The sequence below is a fragment of the Microcoleus sp. B6-A1 genome (assembly GCF_036705085.1).
Classification (GTDB): Bacteria; Cyanobacteriota; Cyanobacteriia; order Cyanobacteriales; family Microcoleaceae; genus Microcoleus.
The window spans coordinates 19,360-35,732 of sequence record NZ_JAUBTU010000001.1 but is presented as its reverse complement, the minus strand read 5'-3'; the positions used below and the strand labels follow the sequence as shown (position 1 = coordinate 35,732).

Below are 16,373 nucleotides of genomic sequence, written 5' to 3'. Positions count from 1 at the left end.
TGAATTTTTGTGGAACAGGCCGGAAAGCCTGTTGCCGATCTATTTGAAGAAGCATCGATTAACTTTTAAGCAACTCCTGAATCGGCTTGCTAATCCAATTAAAACCAACTTTCAATTGATGATCAAATGTTGGCATCCGATAGAGATAGGCTAGGCGGCGAGCAATGTGGGCTAGTTGTCCGTCGAGTTTAATTCCTAAACCGGCCAGGGTGGCGTTGTCATTTCCTAATGTCATCATTTCTCCTAGCGGCTGATAGCGGAAAGGAAGTAATGGGCGGCCGGTGAGGGAGGCCCAAATGTTCCAGGCGGTGTAGTCAGCTTGCTGGAAGGCTGTTTGGGCTGTTCCGGGGACTTTTTGACCCGTTGCATCGTGACATTCTGCTAAGTCTCCCAAGGCAAATATATCTGGATGGTCGATAATTTGCATTTGCGAATTGACTATTAATTGACCGCGGCGGTTTTGTTTGAGGGGTAGCGATCGCACTGCTTGACTAACTTGAGTTCCTACTGTCCATAGCACTATGTCTACGGGGAGAACGTCTAATTGTCCTTTGTAAAGTAAGGATATTGTGTCTGCTTCGATCGCCTCTACTTCTGTTTCTAAGTCGATCCACACTTGCCGTTTTTCTAAAGCTTGGCTGGCGGCTTCGCGGTTAAACTCCGGTGATGTCCGCAGAATCATGTCCCCTTGCTCAACTAACCGCACGCGACCTTTTTCTCCGAGTCGATCGGCTAATTTACAAGCTAATTCTACTCCCGAATAACCGGCGCCGACGATCGCCACCCGAATTTTGTCGGTGTTGCTGGCTTCTAAAAATCGCAGTCTTTCTTCTAAGCGGTAGGCGTCGTCGAGAGTGCGAAACGAGTAAGCATATTCAACCGCACCCTTGACCATATCTAGAGGGGTTTTGCCGCCTAAAGCTAAAACCAGGCGATCGCACGGAATTTCTGGCCCGTCGTGTAACTGCACTCGCTTTTGCGCCACATCGATGCCGGAAACGGTACCTTGACAAAAGCGCACACCTGTGTTTTCCAATAGTTCGGCAAACGGCGGGGCAATTTCCCAGGTTTGGAGTTCGCCGGTCAGGAGTTCGTACAGCAGGGGAACGAACAAAAATCGATCGCGACGGTCAACTAGGACAATTTCGGGTTTTTCGGTTTTGGAGAAGGGTAACTGACTCAAGCGCAGGGCTGTGTAGAGTCCGCCGAAGCCTCCGCCGAGAATGCAAATCCGGGGTTGTTGTTGAGTCATGGTGTTTTGTTTGAGGGGCTCACGGTAGCAAGGAAACTTATCTTATTCTAACGAGAGTGAGGGAGTGGGGAAGGGGGAGATTGGGGGAGTGGGAGTGGGAGAGATGGGGAGAGGGGGAGATGGGGCCAGTGGGAGAGTGGGAAAGTGGGAAAATCTTCTCTGTTTCCCTCGAACCTCAACATCCATCCGTTAAATGCGTTAAATCCATTAAATCCGTTAGACAATGCGTTTCCGAACAGTTTTCTACATATCTAGGCTTGATTAGCTCTACCTATTAGCCACCCTCAAATTTTCTGAATGTTCGCAGAACTAATTTTGTACTATATTAGTTTATAACGAATTATTTCGCAAATTTAATTCACTTTTTATAGGGTCATCTACTGTAACACTTGCCCCCGCACTCACAAGTGAAAAAACCATGCAAATTTCTTCCAATTCTTCTAAAGTTAAGAACGGCGATCACAATAACGAAGACGGGTCATCTTTGTTAAAAAGCGAAGAAAAATATAAAAATTTAGTAGCTAATATTCCCGGTGCTGTCTACCACTGTACCTGCGAGTATACGGACGACGGGGAATTAACACGGAAAATGGCGTTTTTGAGCGAGGCTGTTCAAGAAATATCAGGCTATCCCTCTTCTGATTTTATCAACGATCGCGTCCGTTCTTTTGCCAGCATTATCCATCCTCAAGACCGCAAAAATGTGGATGCTACTGTCAAAAAAAGTGTAGCAAGCAGAACTCCGTACATCCTTGAATACCGGATTGTCCGGGCTGACGGCGCTATTAGCTGGGTTTACGAAAAAGGCAAAGCTGTTTGCTGCGAGGCGGAAGAGGCGAGAGGAAGACAAGAGGAACAAGGGGAAATTGAGGGCTTTTTGTCGGCTGTGGTTTCGCCGGTTTCGCCGGTTTCGCCGATCGCAAATTCTCTGTGTCGGGTTGTTTATCTCGACGGAGTGATTTTGGATATTACTGAACGAAAGCGAGCTGAGGAAAACCTGCGAAACACTCAAGATTTTCTGAATGCGGTACTGCAAAATCTGCCGATTAGTGTCTTTATTAAAGATGCTGTAGAGCAAAAATTTATTTATTGGAATACTGCTAGCGAAGAATTGTTTGGCTATTCCAGGGATGAAGTGCTCTTAAACAATGCTGCTGACTTGTTGAATTCAGAGCAGGCAAATTACTTGCAAGCACAAGATTTAGAAGTGCTGGCAACGAGAAAAGGCGTCGATTTGCCTGAAGAAACTATCCAACTTCCCCACCGGGGAAAGCGGATTTTGCACACTAAAAAAGTTCCTTTATTTGACGAGTCTGGCGCGCCTAAGTACATTCTGGGTATTGCTGAAGATATTACGGAAAGCAAAAAAACTGAAACAGAATTGTTGCGCTTGGCCATTGTGGCTCAAAAAACGCAAAATGGTGTGATTATTACTGATGCTCAAGGCTGCATTGAATGGGTGAATGAAGGATTTACTCGGATTAGCGGTTATGTGCTGGCAGAAATGCAGGGAAAAAAACCGGGTGATGTACTGCAAGGCCCTCAAACCGACCCGCTAACTATTGCTCAACTGCGATCGGCTTTGGCGGCAGGGGTGCCGTTTAATCAGGAAATCTACAATTACAGCAAGGATGGAAAGGGTTATTGGGTGGCGCTTTCGATCGCCCCAATTTATCAAGAAAATGGCGAACTAGAAGGTTTTATTGCGGTGCAAACTGATATTACGGATCGCAAGCAAGCAGAGGCAACAGTCAGGGAGAGGGAGAATTATTACCGCTGCATTGTCGAGACGGCTTCGGAGGGCGTTTGGATGTTTGACAGCGAAAGTATCACGACTTTTGCTAACAGCATGATGGCCGAAATGCTGGGGTATACTGTGGAGGAAATGCTGGGGCGATCGCTATTTGAGTTTATCGACTGCGAGTCTAGGAAAATAGCAGAAAGTTACGTCCAGCGCCGGCGGCAAGGCATTCGCGAACGCCACGATTTTAAGTTTACTCGCAAAGACGGATCTCACTTGTGGGCGATCGTCTCGGCGACGCCGATGTTCGACGGTGAGGGCGAATTTTCCGGGGTGTTGCGGATGATTACCGATATTAGCGATCGCAAACAAGCAGAAGCAGAATTGCGCCAAACTCTCAAAGAGTTGGAATTTGAAAAATTTGCTTTGGATCAATCGGCAATTGTCTCGAATACCGACGAATTCGGAGCCATTACCTATGTCAACGATCAATTTTGCGAACAATTTAAATATTCCCGAGAAGAACTGATCGGCAAAACCCACAGACTTGTAAATTCTGGCTATCACCCAGCAGATTTTTTCAAGCAGCTTTGGTCAACCATCCGCCAGGGAAAGGTTTGGCGAGGAGAAATGAAAAATCAAGCTAAAGACGGCACATTATTCTGGTTGGATACTACGATTGTACCTTTCTTAAATACGAACGGCGAACCCCATCAATATGTAGCAATTCGTAAAGATATTACCGATCGCAAACACGCAGAAGAAGCCGTGCGACTTTCCGAAAGTCAATTGAGGACTAAAAATCTAGAATTGGCCAAAGCCTTACGGGACGTGCATAAAACTCAAAGCATGATGGTTCAAAATGAAAAAATGGTAAGTTTGGGGCAATTAGTCGCTGGCGTTGCTCACGAAATCAACAATCCAGTTAGCTTTATTTACGGCAACGTCATGCACGCTGACGATTACTTTAAAGACTTGCTAAAACTGCTCCTACTTTACCAGCAGGAATACCCGCAGCCCACACGGGCAATTCAACAAGAGATAAATGATATCGATTTGAATTTTCTGCTCAAAGATTTGCCGAACCTGTTAAATTCGATGAAAATGGGAGCAGAGCGAATTCGCCAAATTGTGCTGTCACTGAAGAATTTTTCGCGATTAGATGAAGCCGAACAAAAGCAGGTGGATATTCACGAAGGGATTGAAAGCACTTTGTTGATTTTGCAGCACAGGTTTAAAGAAACGGCAGGACATCCAAAAATTACGCTGCTCAAAGAGTTCGGGAATTTGCCCCGCGTACAGTGTTATGCAGGACAGTTGAATCAGGTTTTTATGAATATTATTGGCAATGCAATTGATGCTTTGGAAGAGGCAATGGAGACTGGACAGTGGGCAGAGGGACAACTGGCGCCTATTCCTTATTGTCCTTCGCCGACGCTGCGGATTTGTACGGATGTAAAATATGAACAGGATGCTGTGATGCAAGCAGATTCTGCTGTTTCTGATGATTCAATGCGGCATCCTTCTCATATTGTGGTTCGGATTGCTGACAACGGGCCGGGGATTCCGATAGATGTTCACAAAAGGCTGTTCGATCCGTTTTTTACTACGAAAGAACCTGGTAAAGGTACAGGTTTGGGGCTGTCTATCAGCTATCAAATTGTGGTGGAAAAACACGGCGGTCTGCTTAAGTGCGATTCTGCACCGGGTCAAGGCACGGAATTTGCGATCGAGATTCCTGTGGGGAATAGTCAGTAGTCAGTAGTCAGTAGTCAGTAGTCAGTTGTCATTAGTTAACAGTCAACAGTCAACAGTCAACAGTCAACAGTTAACAGTCAACAGTCAGTAGTCAACAGTCAACAGTTAACAGTCAACAGTCAACAGTCAACTAATGAAATATAGCGTAATTTACGACGGCAATTGCAATCTCTGCGTTACCTTGGTGCAGTTACTAGAAAACTTAGACCAAGGCAAGAATTTTGAGTATATTTCCATGCAAGATTTAGAGCAATTAAATCGCTTTGGGATTACGTCTGAAGACTGCGAAATGGGGATGATTTTGATAGATGGTAACACCCCGGAACGCCGCTGGCAAGGCAGCGATGCGGCGGAGGAAATCGGACGGATATTGCCTGCTGGCGAGGTGTTTGTGGCTGCTTACCGCGCCATGCCGGGGATGAAGTGGATGGGCGATCGCGTGTACGAACAAGTGCGCGATAACCGCTATACTTTGTTTGGCAAGCGATCGACTACTTACAAATCTGTTTATCCAGTTGGCTGTAAGTCGATCGACAATTGCGATAATAGCAAAGACTAAAGTCCTTACTACAAACAGGTTCGCAGTGAAAACTGAAGTCCTCAAAAAGATTGATTAAACAAACCGAATATCTCGCGGCAAAAGTCTTTGAGTTTTTGGCCCGACTCCGCAGCGGGTTCGGTTTGACCGAAAAAACTCCAATTTTCCACCGTGGAAAAGCGCCACTGCTGACCAGTATGATCGTAACCGGCTGCCTCAACCCCGATCGCCCGCCGATATCCTTCTACCGGATCTTGGTAAAATCGGATTTGAATCAAGATGCTGCGGCTTTGCAACAAGCGGCTTCTACCGGGGAAATGGAAGCCAATGTCGATCGAATCTGGATCTACAAGTTCTCTGGTATCCTCGTCATTCATCCAAGGTTTCAAATCGACTTTTGCATCCGGGAATTCGGACTTGAATAAATTAACAACCGCAGCAATTTTGCTGGCAACTTCTATATTTTTGGCTTGTTCGGCAGCGTTCACTCGAAAAACTCCTATCAAATATAGTTATTACATTTAGCTAATAATGTAACTGCATACTGCCTGCTTTAAACAGTGAACTGTGGACTATTTGATAGATATTTAGGAATTGACAAATTTCCAAGTGTGTGTTAAGCACAAGTCATACCATTTGAGATTGGAGATTTGAGATTAAACAATTGGCAATGACTGATTCCGTAAGCATGGTGAATAAATTTTATCCAAGCGGCAGGGCGATCGCAAATTCCGAACCTTCTCCCAGCACCGATTCACAAGTTAGTTTACCGCCGTGGGTTTCTTCCACAATTTGTCGGCTGATAGACAACCCCAAACCGGTACCTTTTCCTACTCCTTTAGTAGTAAATAAATGGTCAAATATTTTCGACTTGAGATCCGATGACATCCCTTGACCGTTATCTTTGATTTTAATCACCACGCTGTTGCTATCCTCGGAGACTTGAGTGATAATGGCGATCGTATTCGGTAAAGCTTCAATTTCAGCATAAGTGCGACCCTGATTGAATTCGTCAAAACACTCGATCGCATTTGCCAGCAAATTCATAAATACCTGATTCAGTTGCCCAAAATAACATTTAACTGGCGGGATATCTCCGTATTCTTTGATAATCTTAATCGCCGGGCGAGTATCTTTAGCTTTCAGGCGATACTGTAAAATCATCAAAGTGCTGTCGATGCCCTCATGAATATTTGCTGACACTTTATTCGCACTGTCAGCGCGGGAAAAAGTCCGCAAAGACTTGCTAATATTGCGAATGCGCTCTGTACCTGATTTCATAGATAAAAGCATTTTCGGCAAATCTTCGATCAAATATTCTAAATCAATTTCCGATGCTTTATCCTGTAATTCATCTCCCGGATTAGGAAATTTTTCTTGGTAAAGTTGTAAGCAATCAATCAAATCTAAGCTAGCCTCAGCAGCAGCATCAAGATTGCCCGCAATAAAACCCAGCGGATTGTTAATTTCGTGAGCAACCCCTGCAATTAAGTTGCCGAGAGCAGACATTTTTTCGCTTTGAATAAGTTGCAGTTGGGCCTGTTGCAATTCATTGAAAGATTTTTCTAACTGTTGAGATTTTTCTTGCTCCCGTGCGTACAAACCAGCATTTTCTACAGCAATAGCCACTTGAGAAATTAACACTTTGAATACTTCTACTCTCTCTGCTGTAAAAGCTCCCACTGTCAAAGCATTTTCTAAATAAATTATTCCGCGCCGCTGAGATTGATAAATAATCGGCAAACAGAGAATTGATTTGGGTTGATATTTCTGAATGTAGGTATCTACGTTAAAAGGTTCGGCGACAGTAGCATTGTCTAAAACCAGATGCTTTTGACTGCGGTGGACGTAATTAATCACAGACAGGGGAACATCTTGACTATTTTCTACGGGAATAGAGGGTAAAAGTGTCACTGTATCCTCCGCAAAACTGCCAGTAGCTTCTATGCAGAGGATATCGTTTTTCAGCAGCAGCAGCACTACTTTTTGAGCGGCCGCATTTTCTAAAATAATTTTGATTAATTTGGTCAACAATTTTTCTAGAACTATTTCACCGTTAATGGCTTGCGCTGACTTAATAAAAGTAGCTAAGTCTAAGAAATCGCCTAAACTACTACTGGTAGTATTTCCCGTGGCAGTGCGGGTGACATCGAGGGTTGGGGTTTGAATTGTGCGCGTCTGTGCTGCTAAGAAAGGATGTGTTAATTCTAAGTGTTTAACTTTAGCTATGGCTCCCCAATGGATATATCCATAATAGGCTTTAGTCAGATATGCTTGAGAAACTATCTCTTTACCCAAAGCTTGATAAAATTCTCCTGCTAATTCACAGGCTAATGCTTCCTCTTGAATGTAACCGTTTTTGGCTGCTCCATCAATTGCGCGATCGTACAATTCCATTGCTTCGGTATTTTGCCCCAAAACTCGCGCTGTTTCCGCTGCTACCAAGTCGTATTTGTGTTGATAATTCATCGGAGCATGAACTGCCCATTTTTTCATCTTCTTTTGGTTTTGCAGCACTTTTTCCAAATATTGCTTTTGTTCCCCTTTGCCCGTTGCTGGATACAAAGCGATGATACTGAGAGAAGAGTAAAAATTATTCAGAGAAACCACATAAAATCCGGCTGTGGCTTCTTCATATTTCTCAAATAACCTTGAATTTTCCAATGCTTCCGCGTATTTTCTGAAAATAAAATTAAGCTGAGTTTTGGCATTATAAACCAAACTAACTAAAAAAAAGTTTTTAGATTCTATTAAAATGGGGAGCGTTTTGACTTCATTAAATCTCTCACCGACTAAATGACAGGGTTCGACAGCTTGACCGCGCAAATTGAGGGCTGTCTGCCTACCTATACTTATATACTGTACAGCCATTTCTAGTTGAGATTGCTGCATTAGTTTCAGATACTTACCAGTCTCCTGCTCCACCAAATCTAGAGGATCTCCTATCGACAGTTTTTTGAAGCAATATTCACCTATAGAATAACCAGCATATTCCAACTCTCCAGTTTCGATCCCAGCTTGAAAACCTTCTTTGAGATCGCCTAATCCTGACTTGACAGAGGCGTTCCAGTGGTTAATAAAAGAACCAAAGGCTGTATAAACTCTACATTTGATTGAACGGGAGGGAAATTTGTCTAACATCTTAATTGCCAGTTGACCGAATTGGTATGCCAAACTACTCTCCCCTAGCTTGTACATAACTACGCCATAAAAAACGTAGGCAATACTCGCATAAGGCGAATTACCATATTTAATGCACAGCTTGACCATCCTAGATGCCAGTAGCGGTACCAGGCGGGGCTTTGCCTGAACAGCAGTGCTGAGAATCCCTGATAAAATCCGCATGGCTGCTTGTTTGTCGGGCTCAATCATTTCTGGCAAGTTAGCTAAATCCTCAATTGGTTTCAATCCCAAGCTCAGTTTTGTATTAATCACTCCCGCCACAATATTTAGCGCGTTAGGGTTTTGAGGAAAAGAAATGCCTAACAGTTTCAGCACTTCTAGTCCTGTATTTAGTGATTCTACCAGTCTATTTTGAGCATTGTAAGACTGGATTTGAAGTTCATAAACATTTATTTTATCGACTAAAATTTTAGCTTTATGCAGAACCAAGTTTACCAATTTTTTGGAATCTTCATAGTTAATGTTTAAGTATTCAGCTTCGGATAGTGACTCGTAAATTGCTAACGTCAACTCATAGTGACTTTGCCAACAATCTGCAGGCAATAATTCCATAGCCACCCGCAAATACCTAACAGCAGCTTCATAAGCAGCAGCAGCTTTTGCCCTGCGTCCAGCCGTTAAGTTTAATTTTGCTAACTGCGTTTTTTCTGATGGCTGGCTAATCGTGTCAATTCCGAAATTCAACTGATTGACAATATCAAAAATGTTTTCTTCAAGCTTGTCGGGTGGAGTATTTTTTAAAAGTAATTGACCGATTTTTAAATGGGTGGATTGCTTTTGATCTTCGGGAATTAGGGAATATGCGGCTTGCTGAACGCGATCGTGCAAAAATCTGTAACTAACCCGCGAAGTGTCTAACTTGAGATTGATTGATTCGGCTCGATCGAAAACTAAAGGAATGCGATAAGCATCGTTCAAGGGTAGAATTAACCCGGCTTGCAAAGCTGAATAAAGTTCCGTTGCTGTCGTATTAGCTGACTTTTCGCTAACAAGTGACAGCACATCTAGAGCAAATTTATCTCCAACGCAAGCTGCTAGCTTCAACACTTCTTGCGTGGGTGCGGGCAGCTTTTCAATGCGAGAAGCTACCAGTTCCACCACACTTTTATCGGTGATTCCAATGGCTTGGATTTCATCAATACTCCAATACCAGCCATTTTGACTTCCCTTATTTGTAATGTGATTAAATTCAAATTTCAAAAGAGAGTCTTGATAAAGTGCTTGGAGTAATTGGGTCAAGAAAAAAGGATTGCCGCCCGTTTTATTCCAGATTAACTCGGCTAGATTTGTTACTTTTTCTGTGCAAGTGTTGAGTGTTTCAGCGACTAATTCAGTGACATTTGCTAAATCCAGCGGTTGCAACACGATATTGTTGACTATTGTACCAGTTTTTTCAATTTCTTCTACAGTCTGAATTAAGGGGTGGGTCGGACTAACTTCATTGTCTCGATAGGCACCGATTAGCAACAAATATTCCTGGTCAGGGTCAGTTATCAGTATTTGCATCAACTTTAATGTTGCTGAATCTGCCCATTGCAAATCGTCTAAAAAGATAACTAGGGGGTGTTCTTTTTGGGCGAAAACGCGAATAAATTCTTTGAATACCCGATTGAATCGATTTTGGGATTCTACAGGGGCGAGTTCTGGCACATCTGGCTGTTTGCCGATGATTAATTCAACTTTGGGAATTACGTCGGCAATTACTTTGCCCTCTGTTCCCACTGCTGTTAAAATTTTAGTGCGCCATATTTCTAATGAAAGTGCTGTTTCTGTTAGCAATTGTCGCAGCAAGGAGTTAAATGCTTGGATTAATGAGGCATAAGGAATGTTGCGTTTTAGTTGGTCAAATTTGCCGCTGATGAAGTAACCTTTTGACCGGGTAATTGGTTTGCTAACTTCGTTGACTACGGCTGATTTACCGATGCCTGAGTAGCCTGATACTAGCATTAATTCGCTTTGGCAATGGGCGAATTTTTCTGTAGTTTGGTTTGGTGGAAAAGATGCGGCTGAAAGGGTTTCTGCATTGGGGCGGGCGGGTTTTTCTGTATTTAGGTTGGGTGGCAAAGATTTGGGTGAACCCGCCCCTACACGTTCAAATGCTGCTAATAGTTCGTTGACTTGTTGTTCTCTACCGTACAATTTTTGGGGGATTAACAATTGGCTGAGAATATCTAAGCGTCCGGGGATGAATTCGGCAATTTGTCCGGTGGTTTCTAACTGATGCAAACAAATTTCTAAGTCGGCTAACAATCCGGCCGCATTTTGATATCTATCTTCGGCATTTTTTGCCATCAATTTCATCACTATCTCGGAGATGGCGACAGGTATTTCTGAATTGATGTGATGGGGATATATTGGTTGAACTGCGATGTGACTGTAAACTACTTCTAAGGGGTCGTTGCTGCAGAAAGGCAATTTTCCTGCCAGCATTTCATATAATGTGATACCAAGGGAATAAAAGTCGGTGCGGTAGTCGAGGGTGCGGTTCATTCTCCCGGTTTGTTCGGGTGACATATAGGCTAAGGTGCCTTCGACTGAGTGGGGATTGTTAAATTGCGGATTTTCTTTGGTGAGTTTTGTAGCAATGCCGAAGTCGGTGAGTTTTACTTGTTTTGTTTGCGAGTTAATTATGATGTTGCTGGGTTTGATGTCTTTGTGAATAATGTGATGAAAATGCAGGTATTGTAAGGCTTTGACTATTTGGATGGCGATGTGTAACTTTGCTTGCAGGCTCAAGGTTTCTCTTTCCAGCAGTTTTGCGAGGGATTCGCCGCCAAAGTCTTCTAAAACGATTCCTAATCGGTGGTCGAATGTTTCGAGACTGATGGCTTTGACGATTTGTTCGCTGTCTAAATTTTGGCGGATTTGATATTCGTGTTTTAGCCTGGTAATGGCTTCGAGGGTGGGATATTCGGCTTTGAGGACTTTCAGAATTGCTGGGGGCGCGTCTGTCGGTGTTTGTCCGCGATAGACTATTGTTTCGACGCCTTCGTGCAGAGTAGAAGTTATTTGGTATTGTGATAAGTTTAACATCATTTAAGTTAGAAATTACAGGAGCTAATTCTCATTAGATTAACATTACTTAATCTTGATTTTGTGTGATTGCGATCGTGTATTTGGCGATTTCCAATCACACGGAATATACACTAAGTGAAAATGTGGGCTTGGTCGTTGGTGTCAACAAATATCATAAATGAAATCTTGGTATTGTGTGTGAGTCCAGAATGCTTTCGCTGCACAGTTTTTCAGGGGGATGGGAGCGATCGCACTGGGCCTCAAACAGCAGGAGATGGGAGCGATCGCACTCCGCATCAAACAGGCAATTGAATGGCTTCTCAATCGGTAACAACCGTAACTTCACAGATAGTAGAAATAGATTCCGGTTCAGGCAAAATACGCACGCGGGCGAATTTTAAACCGCTAACTCCTTGTTGTGATTCTACCATGCCCGTCTGAACTTTTGGCTCTACCCAACCTTCGCGAGACAAGTAGCGCAAGTATTGCTGATATTCTTCCCACTCCTCCTCTGTGGAATAAACAACAGTCAACATCCCCGACTGGGTAATCCGTTCTTGTGCGTCTTTGTCAACGGCTTTTTCGATCCGCTTTTTGACAAGTTCGTAGCGGATATCGCGAGTGCCTTTGACATCAAACATTTTTTCGGTGTTTTCGTTGTGAAAAATGTCGATCGTGGTATTCTGCACTAAGACTAAATGTGCGAGTTCCATGTTGATTTGAGACTCGGCTTGCAGCCGAAAAACTGTGCGGCCACAATCGCAAATTGCTCGCAGTTGTTCGTACCGCAAACTGTGTAGGTGAAACTGGCTGAATTTGGGATCGATCGATTTTCCTACATAAATCATGTGATCCATGCCGTCGGTGCATTCGATGTCGCAGTAGTGGGGAAGAATTTGCTGCATTTTTTCTTGCCAGCGGGCCCAGGTTTCTTGGAGTTTGGTGCTGATTAGGTTCAGCATTTGGTCGTAGCGGTTGCGATCGGTGTAAACGCAGTTGTGTTCATTTTCACAGGCTGCTTGGTAAGCTTCAACGGCTGCCTGAACCTTGGGCCCGCACTGCACAAAATAGTCAAAATATACTTCTAAATGCTCGTTTAAATACTCGGCGGCTCGCACCTCCATATCGACTGTTACTTTTTCTTTTAAATGCTGGATGTAGTCGAGCAAGTCGAGCCGCAATTGCTCGCCGAGGTGGGTAGTTTGTGTTTGGCAAACGGCATCAGCTATGACTAAACCTAAGCGGAATTGTTCGAGCAAATCAGTTTGAATGGCTCGGTTTCTTTCGTCGCTAGAACCGCGAATGTCCGAAATTCCGTACAGCGGATGAACGTCAGCAAATACGATTGTTTCTGGAGGTAGTCCCCAACTTCGCCTTTCTGCTTCTTGGGCGAACCGCCACTCGACTGCGGGGTGGATGTTGTGAATGTGGGTAAACCGCTCCTGGATGGCTTGCCGCAGGGCTGCAATGAAGGCGGGAATGAGTTCTTGGGCGTGTTTAGCGTCAATGCCGTTGAAGTGGTTTGGCCGATCGCACAATAGCCCCACAACACCCAAAATCCGCTGCCCGCACCCCTCGCGGGTGACGGATTTGACTACCAGGGGTACCAGCAGCATCGATCGAGTTCCCATTCTCCGCAAAGTTCGATCGCACTCAGTTTCGCACTCCCTACGCAAGTCTGGCACGTTCCAAACTTGATTTGCTGCTGTGGCCTTCAAAAAGTGAGAAGCTTCTAGGGAGTGCATTGAATAAAGAATCGGCTGCAAATGTTGGCCGTCTTTTGCAACTAATAGCTGTACCTGTTCGCCGTCGGGCCGCAGCAGCAAAGTGCCGTCAGCATTGAAGAGGGATCGCAAACACCGATCGATTTTCTCAAATTTGTCTGGCCGCAGCATCGAATCTTGATCGATCAATAACTGAGTCAGCCGCCGAATTTGCTCCTGTACGGTGACATCAAAACCTTCTAGCAGCAGCAAACCTTCTACGCGGTAATTATCCAACTGCAATCGATCGGCTAAATTCTCCAGTTGATTCGGCTGCATCAGCCAAGCTTCCCGTTCTGCAACAGGCATTAATCTTAAAGAAACATCCGCAAATTCATCTATGTTTGAGTCAATTCGAGTAATTTTTAACTGTTCCGAACCCAGCCAAAATTCTATGAATCTGGCTTCTCGGTGTTTGGGGTTTTTTACACTCGCCGTGACAGGTTCGTCTAGCACCCGCAAACCGTCAATGTCAATTTGATAATATTGCTTAAATACCCAGTGCAAAAGGTGGCGGCGGTACAATTGTTCTGCTGTTTTGCCGCCCCAATCCTCGAACAGTTCCAGCAGAGTGATGTCGGTTTCTGCAAACCAACCGTTGGTAGATTGAGTTGCCAAGGACGTTTCCTCCCAACCGGCCAAGCGACAAAATGCCGCGTTAGCGTAACGCAGGGCAAAAGTTCCCGGTTGCATTACTGCGATTAAAACGCGGCGATCGCCGAGAAATTGAAACAGTCGCTGTAAATCTTGTTTCCACGTTTTCAAGGGTTCAATTTCTGAAGATTGACTGGGTACTTGGCCCGCCAAAGCTTCCAGTAGCTGTTCTATACTTGGTTCGCTGGGCAGATTGTTACTATCTGGCTTTGTTGGGACGATATCTGTCGCTGGCAGTGATTTTACGGAGTTGTTGTTGTTTTGATGGGCAGACGATTTAGGAGTAGACATGAGTAAAACACCTGAAAGCAGTGGATTTTGCCAAAGAATATTAGCGATCGGCGATTATGGCTTTGTAAAGAGCTTAGATTCTGTTTGTAAAGTTTTTGTGTGGGTATCGGAAACTGGGTGTTTTCTCGGAGGATGGGCCCAGGGACTTTTACTTTTATTCACAAACAACCTCTCAGTCTCGACGTTATAGGTGATATTAACGTGTTTACCACCTGGCGGGTAACACCCATTATAAGCGGTAGACAGTAGCGGATAGTGTCAGCAACTAATGCTATTTGACTCTGAGGCGAGATATATAGCCGCTTTGGGTTGAATGAGGCGTAGCCCTGGTAATTGGTAATTGGGAATTGGGAATTGGTAACTTATACGATCGCGTAGCAGAAGTATTGGTAATTGTAATTGACTATAGACCAACAGATTGCTTGTCATTAATTGAGGAAATAAAAGTGGCAGCCACAATCCCAACATCCTTGCTATTGGGCAAGGAAATAATTAAAATGTATAATAGAGCTAACAGGATTTTTGAAAGGACATAGTTATGGCTTTAACGGTTAACAATCTCATTGCCGATGTGACGGGATTTCCTGTATTTGCTGGCGGCGGGCCACGTCTTTTGGGATTCGCTACACCCGATGAGATTAACGTAGGGAATGGAAATTTGCCGTCTTTTCCCTGGGGAGTTTGGGGACTCGACGGCAACGATACTATAGGAGGTTCGTCGGATTCTAACGAACGGCTGTTAGGAAATAACGGCAATGATGTTATCGGCGCTGGCGGCGGAAATGACATAATTTACGGCGGGAAAGATAACGATCTCCTGGATGGAAATGATGGCAACGACGTAGTTAGGGGCGACGCCGGAAATGACCTTATCTTCGGAGGGTTCGGGAACGATATCCTGCGGGGAGGGCAAGGAGACGACGATTTAGACGGCAATGATGGCGACGATTTCATCGCGGGCGATCGGGGAGTTGACGTGCTCACGGGAGGCCTCGGTGGTGACATATTCGTCCTCAGAAGCAACGATGAAGCATTTGGTATAGATGGAGCAGATGTCGTTACCGATTTTAACTTTGACGAGGGCGATCGCATCGGTTTGACGGACGGTTTAACAGAACTAGATCTTTTCTTTGAAGACGACAATTTGATTGCTTACGATAATGACGGAATTATCAACGACATGGTGATTGAAAACATAACTACCGGACAGATTGTGGGGATAGTTTTAAACACGGACAGCTTTGAACTTGTCGGTGCATTTGAACAGGCAAGTCCGTTTGCTTTGGCAGTTAACGGTTCTCAATTCCAGTTTTTGACTTAATTATTTGTAGGGAATTAGACGGGCAAGCTCCCCCCTAACCCCCCTTAACAAGGGGGGAACAAGAGCGCTCGAATTCCCCAATTTCTCCCTTTATATATTTTTATGCTAATCTAAAAGTAGAAATTAAAATTCGGGTAAAGTATATATGACCATTGCCACTCACCCCAAATTAACTGCACTCCCGGAACAGCGGTTGATTTTGCCGCTATCAATGACTTGGGAACAGTTCAAAGCTCTGGATTCATTGCTAGAGTACACTCGCAGTGTTCGCTTGTCTTACCTCGACGGATATGTGGAAATTATGACAAGTTCGTCGAAGCATGAAATCATTAAATGCCTGCTGGCAGGAATGTTAATGACCTTTTTCGTAGAAAAAGATATTAGTTTTAGACCGACGGGTAGCGCTACACTCCAAGGGGAAGCAAAAGGCAGCAGCAAGGAACCAGATTTATCTTACTACTTTGGCGAAGACAGACGGCAGCGAGAAACACCCGATTTGGCGATCGAAGTTGTTTTTACTAGCGGAACTATTAATAAACTGGAATACTACCGCAGATTTAACGTAGGGGAAGTTTGGTTTTGGGAAGACGGAGTATTTTCGATTTACCAACTGCACTCGGAGGGTTACGATCGCGTTTCTCGGAGTATGCTGTTGCCGGATTTGGATCTAGAATTGCTGGGGAGATGCCTGCAAATGTCCGAAGAAAAAGAAGCTTTGAAAGTGTTTCGGGATGCAGTTCGAGCTGGTTAACTTAGAAGATATACAAATAAAATATGGCATAGTAATGCCGGCAATGGCGGAAATATACGAAATGTACGAAATGTCATAAAAATCGAAATTATCTGGAAACATCCTG

8 protein-coding genes are annotated in these 16,373 nt (G+C 44.2%); 4 read left to right on the top strand and 4 right to left on the bottom strand.

Annotated features, from left to right (window positions below):
• Positions 1–58 precede the first annotated feature (58 nt).
• Positions 59–1,252, bottom strand: a complete 1,194-nt coding sequence (locus tag QUB11_RS00100) for an NAD(P)/FAD-dependent oxidoreductase (protein ID WP_333205749.1) — start codon at positions 1,250–1,252, stop codon at positions 59–61.
• Between the two features lie 418 nt (positions 1,253–1,670).
• On the opposite strand from QUB11_RS00100, the gene QUB11_RS00095 reads away from it, so the two are divergent.
• Together QUB11_RS00095 and QUB11_RS00090 are read left to right on the top strand one after the other, a co-directional pair.
• Complete coding sequence (locus tag QUB11_RS00095) at positions 1,671–4,751, top strand: PAS domain S-box protein (RefSeq protein WP_333205748.1); 3,081 nt, start codon at positions 1,671–1,673, stop codon at positions 4,749–4,751.
• A 133-nt stretch (positions 4,752–4,884) separates the two neighbouring features.
• Complete coding sequence (locus QUB11_RS00090; protein ID WP_333205747.1) at positions 4,885–5,310, top strand: DCC1-like thiol-disulfide oxidoreductase family protein; 426 nt, start codon at positions 4,885–4,887, stop codon at positions 5,308–5,310.
• A 41-nt stretch (positions 5,311–5,351) separates the two neighbouring features.
• Here QUB11_RS00090 and QUB11_RS00085 read toward each other — a convergent pair whose 3' ends face one another.
• The 3 genes from QUB11_RS00085 to QUB11_RS00075 all read right to left on the bottom strand — a co-directional run bounded on the left by QUB11_RS00085 (position 5,352) and on the right by QUB11_RS00075 (position 14,195).
• Entirely contained in the window at positions 5,352–5,777 is a 426-nt protein-coding gene (locus QUB11_RS00085; protein WP_333205746.1) for a hypothetical protein, read from the bottom strand.
• Between the two features lie 214 nt (positions 5,778–5,991).
• Positions 5,992–11,508, bottom strand: a complete 5,517-nt coding sequence (locus QUB11_RS00080; RefSeq protein ID WP_333205745.1) for an AAA family ATPase — start codon at positions 11,506–11,508, stop codon at positions 5,992–5,994.
• Positions 11,509–11,807: 299 nt separating this feature from the next.
• Positions 11,808–14,195 (bottom strand): GAF domain-containing protein, encoded by a 2,388-nt coding sequence (locus QUB11_RS00075; protein WP_333205743.1) that lies wholly within the window; start codon positions 14,193–14,195, stop codon positions 11,808–11,810.
• A 538-nt stretch (positions 14,196–14,733) separates the two neighbouring features.
• Between QUB11_RS00075 and QUB11_RS00070 the strand changes: the two genes are divergently transcribed.
• Positions 14,734–15,516, top strand: coding sequence for a calcium-binding protein (locus tag QUB11_RS00070; RefSeq protein WP_333205742.1), 783 nt, complete (start codon positions 14,734–14,736; stop codon positions 15,514–15,516).
• A 145-nt stretch (positions 15,517–15,661) separates the two neighbouring features.
• Positions 15,662–16,267, top strand: coding sequence for a Uma2 family endonuclease (locus QUB11_RS00065; RefSeq protein WP_333205741.1), 606 nt, complete (start codon positions 15,662–15,664; stop codon positions 16,265–16,267).
• Positions 16,268–16,373 lie beyond the last annotated feature (106 nt).

Excerpts from the sequence above, each read along its gene's own strand:
- QUB11_RS00065 (WP_333205741.1), top strand. The coding sequence starts at position 15,662 with ATGACCATTGCCACTCACCCCAAATTAACTGCACTCCCGGAACAGCGG.
- QUB11_RS00100 (WP_333205749.1), bottom strand. The coding sequence starts at position 1,252 with ATGACTCAACAACAACCCCGGATTTGCATTCTCGGCGGAGGCTTCGGC.
- QUB11_RS00090 (WP_333205747.1), top strand. The coding sequence starts at position 4,885 with ATGAAATATAGCGTAATTTACGACGGCAATTGCAATCTCTGCGTTACC.
- QUB11_RS00070 (WP_333205742.1), top strand. The coding sequence starts at position 14,734 with ATGGCTTTAACGGTTAACAATCTCATTGCCGATGTGACGGGATTTCCT.
- QUB11_RS00075 (WP_333205743.1), bottom strand. The coding sequence starts at position 14,195 with ATGTCTACTCCTAAATCGTCTGCCCATCAAAACAACAACAACTCCGTA.
- QUB11_RS00095 (WP_333205748.1), top strand. The coding sequence starts at position 1,671 with ATGCAAATTTCTTCCAATTCTTCTAAAGTTAAGAACGGCGATCACAAT.
- QUB11_RS00080 (WP_333205745.1), bottom strand. The coding sequence starts at position 11,508 with ATGATGTTAAACTTATCACAATACCAAATAACTTCTACTCTGCACGAA.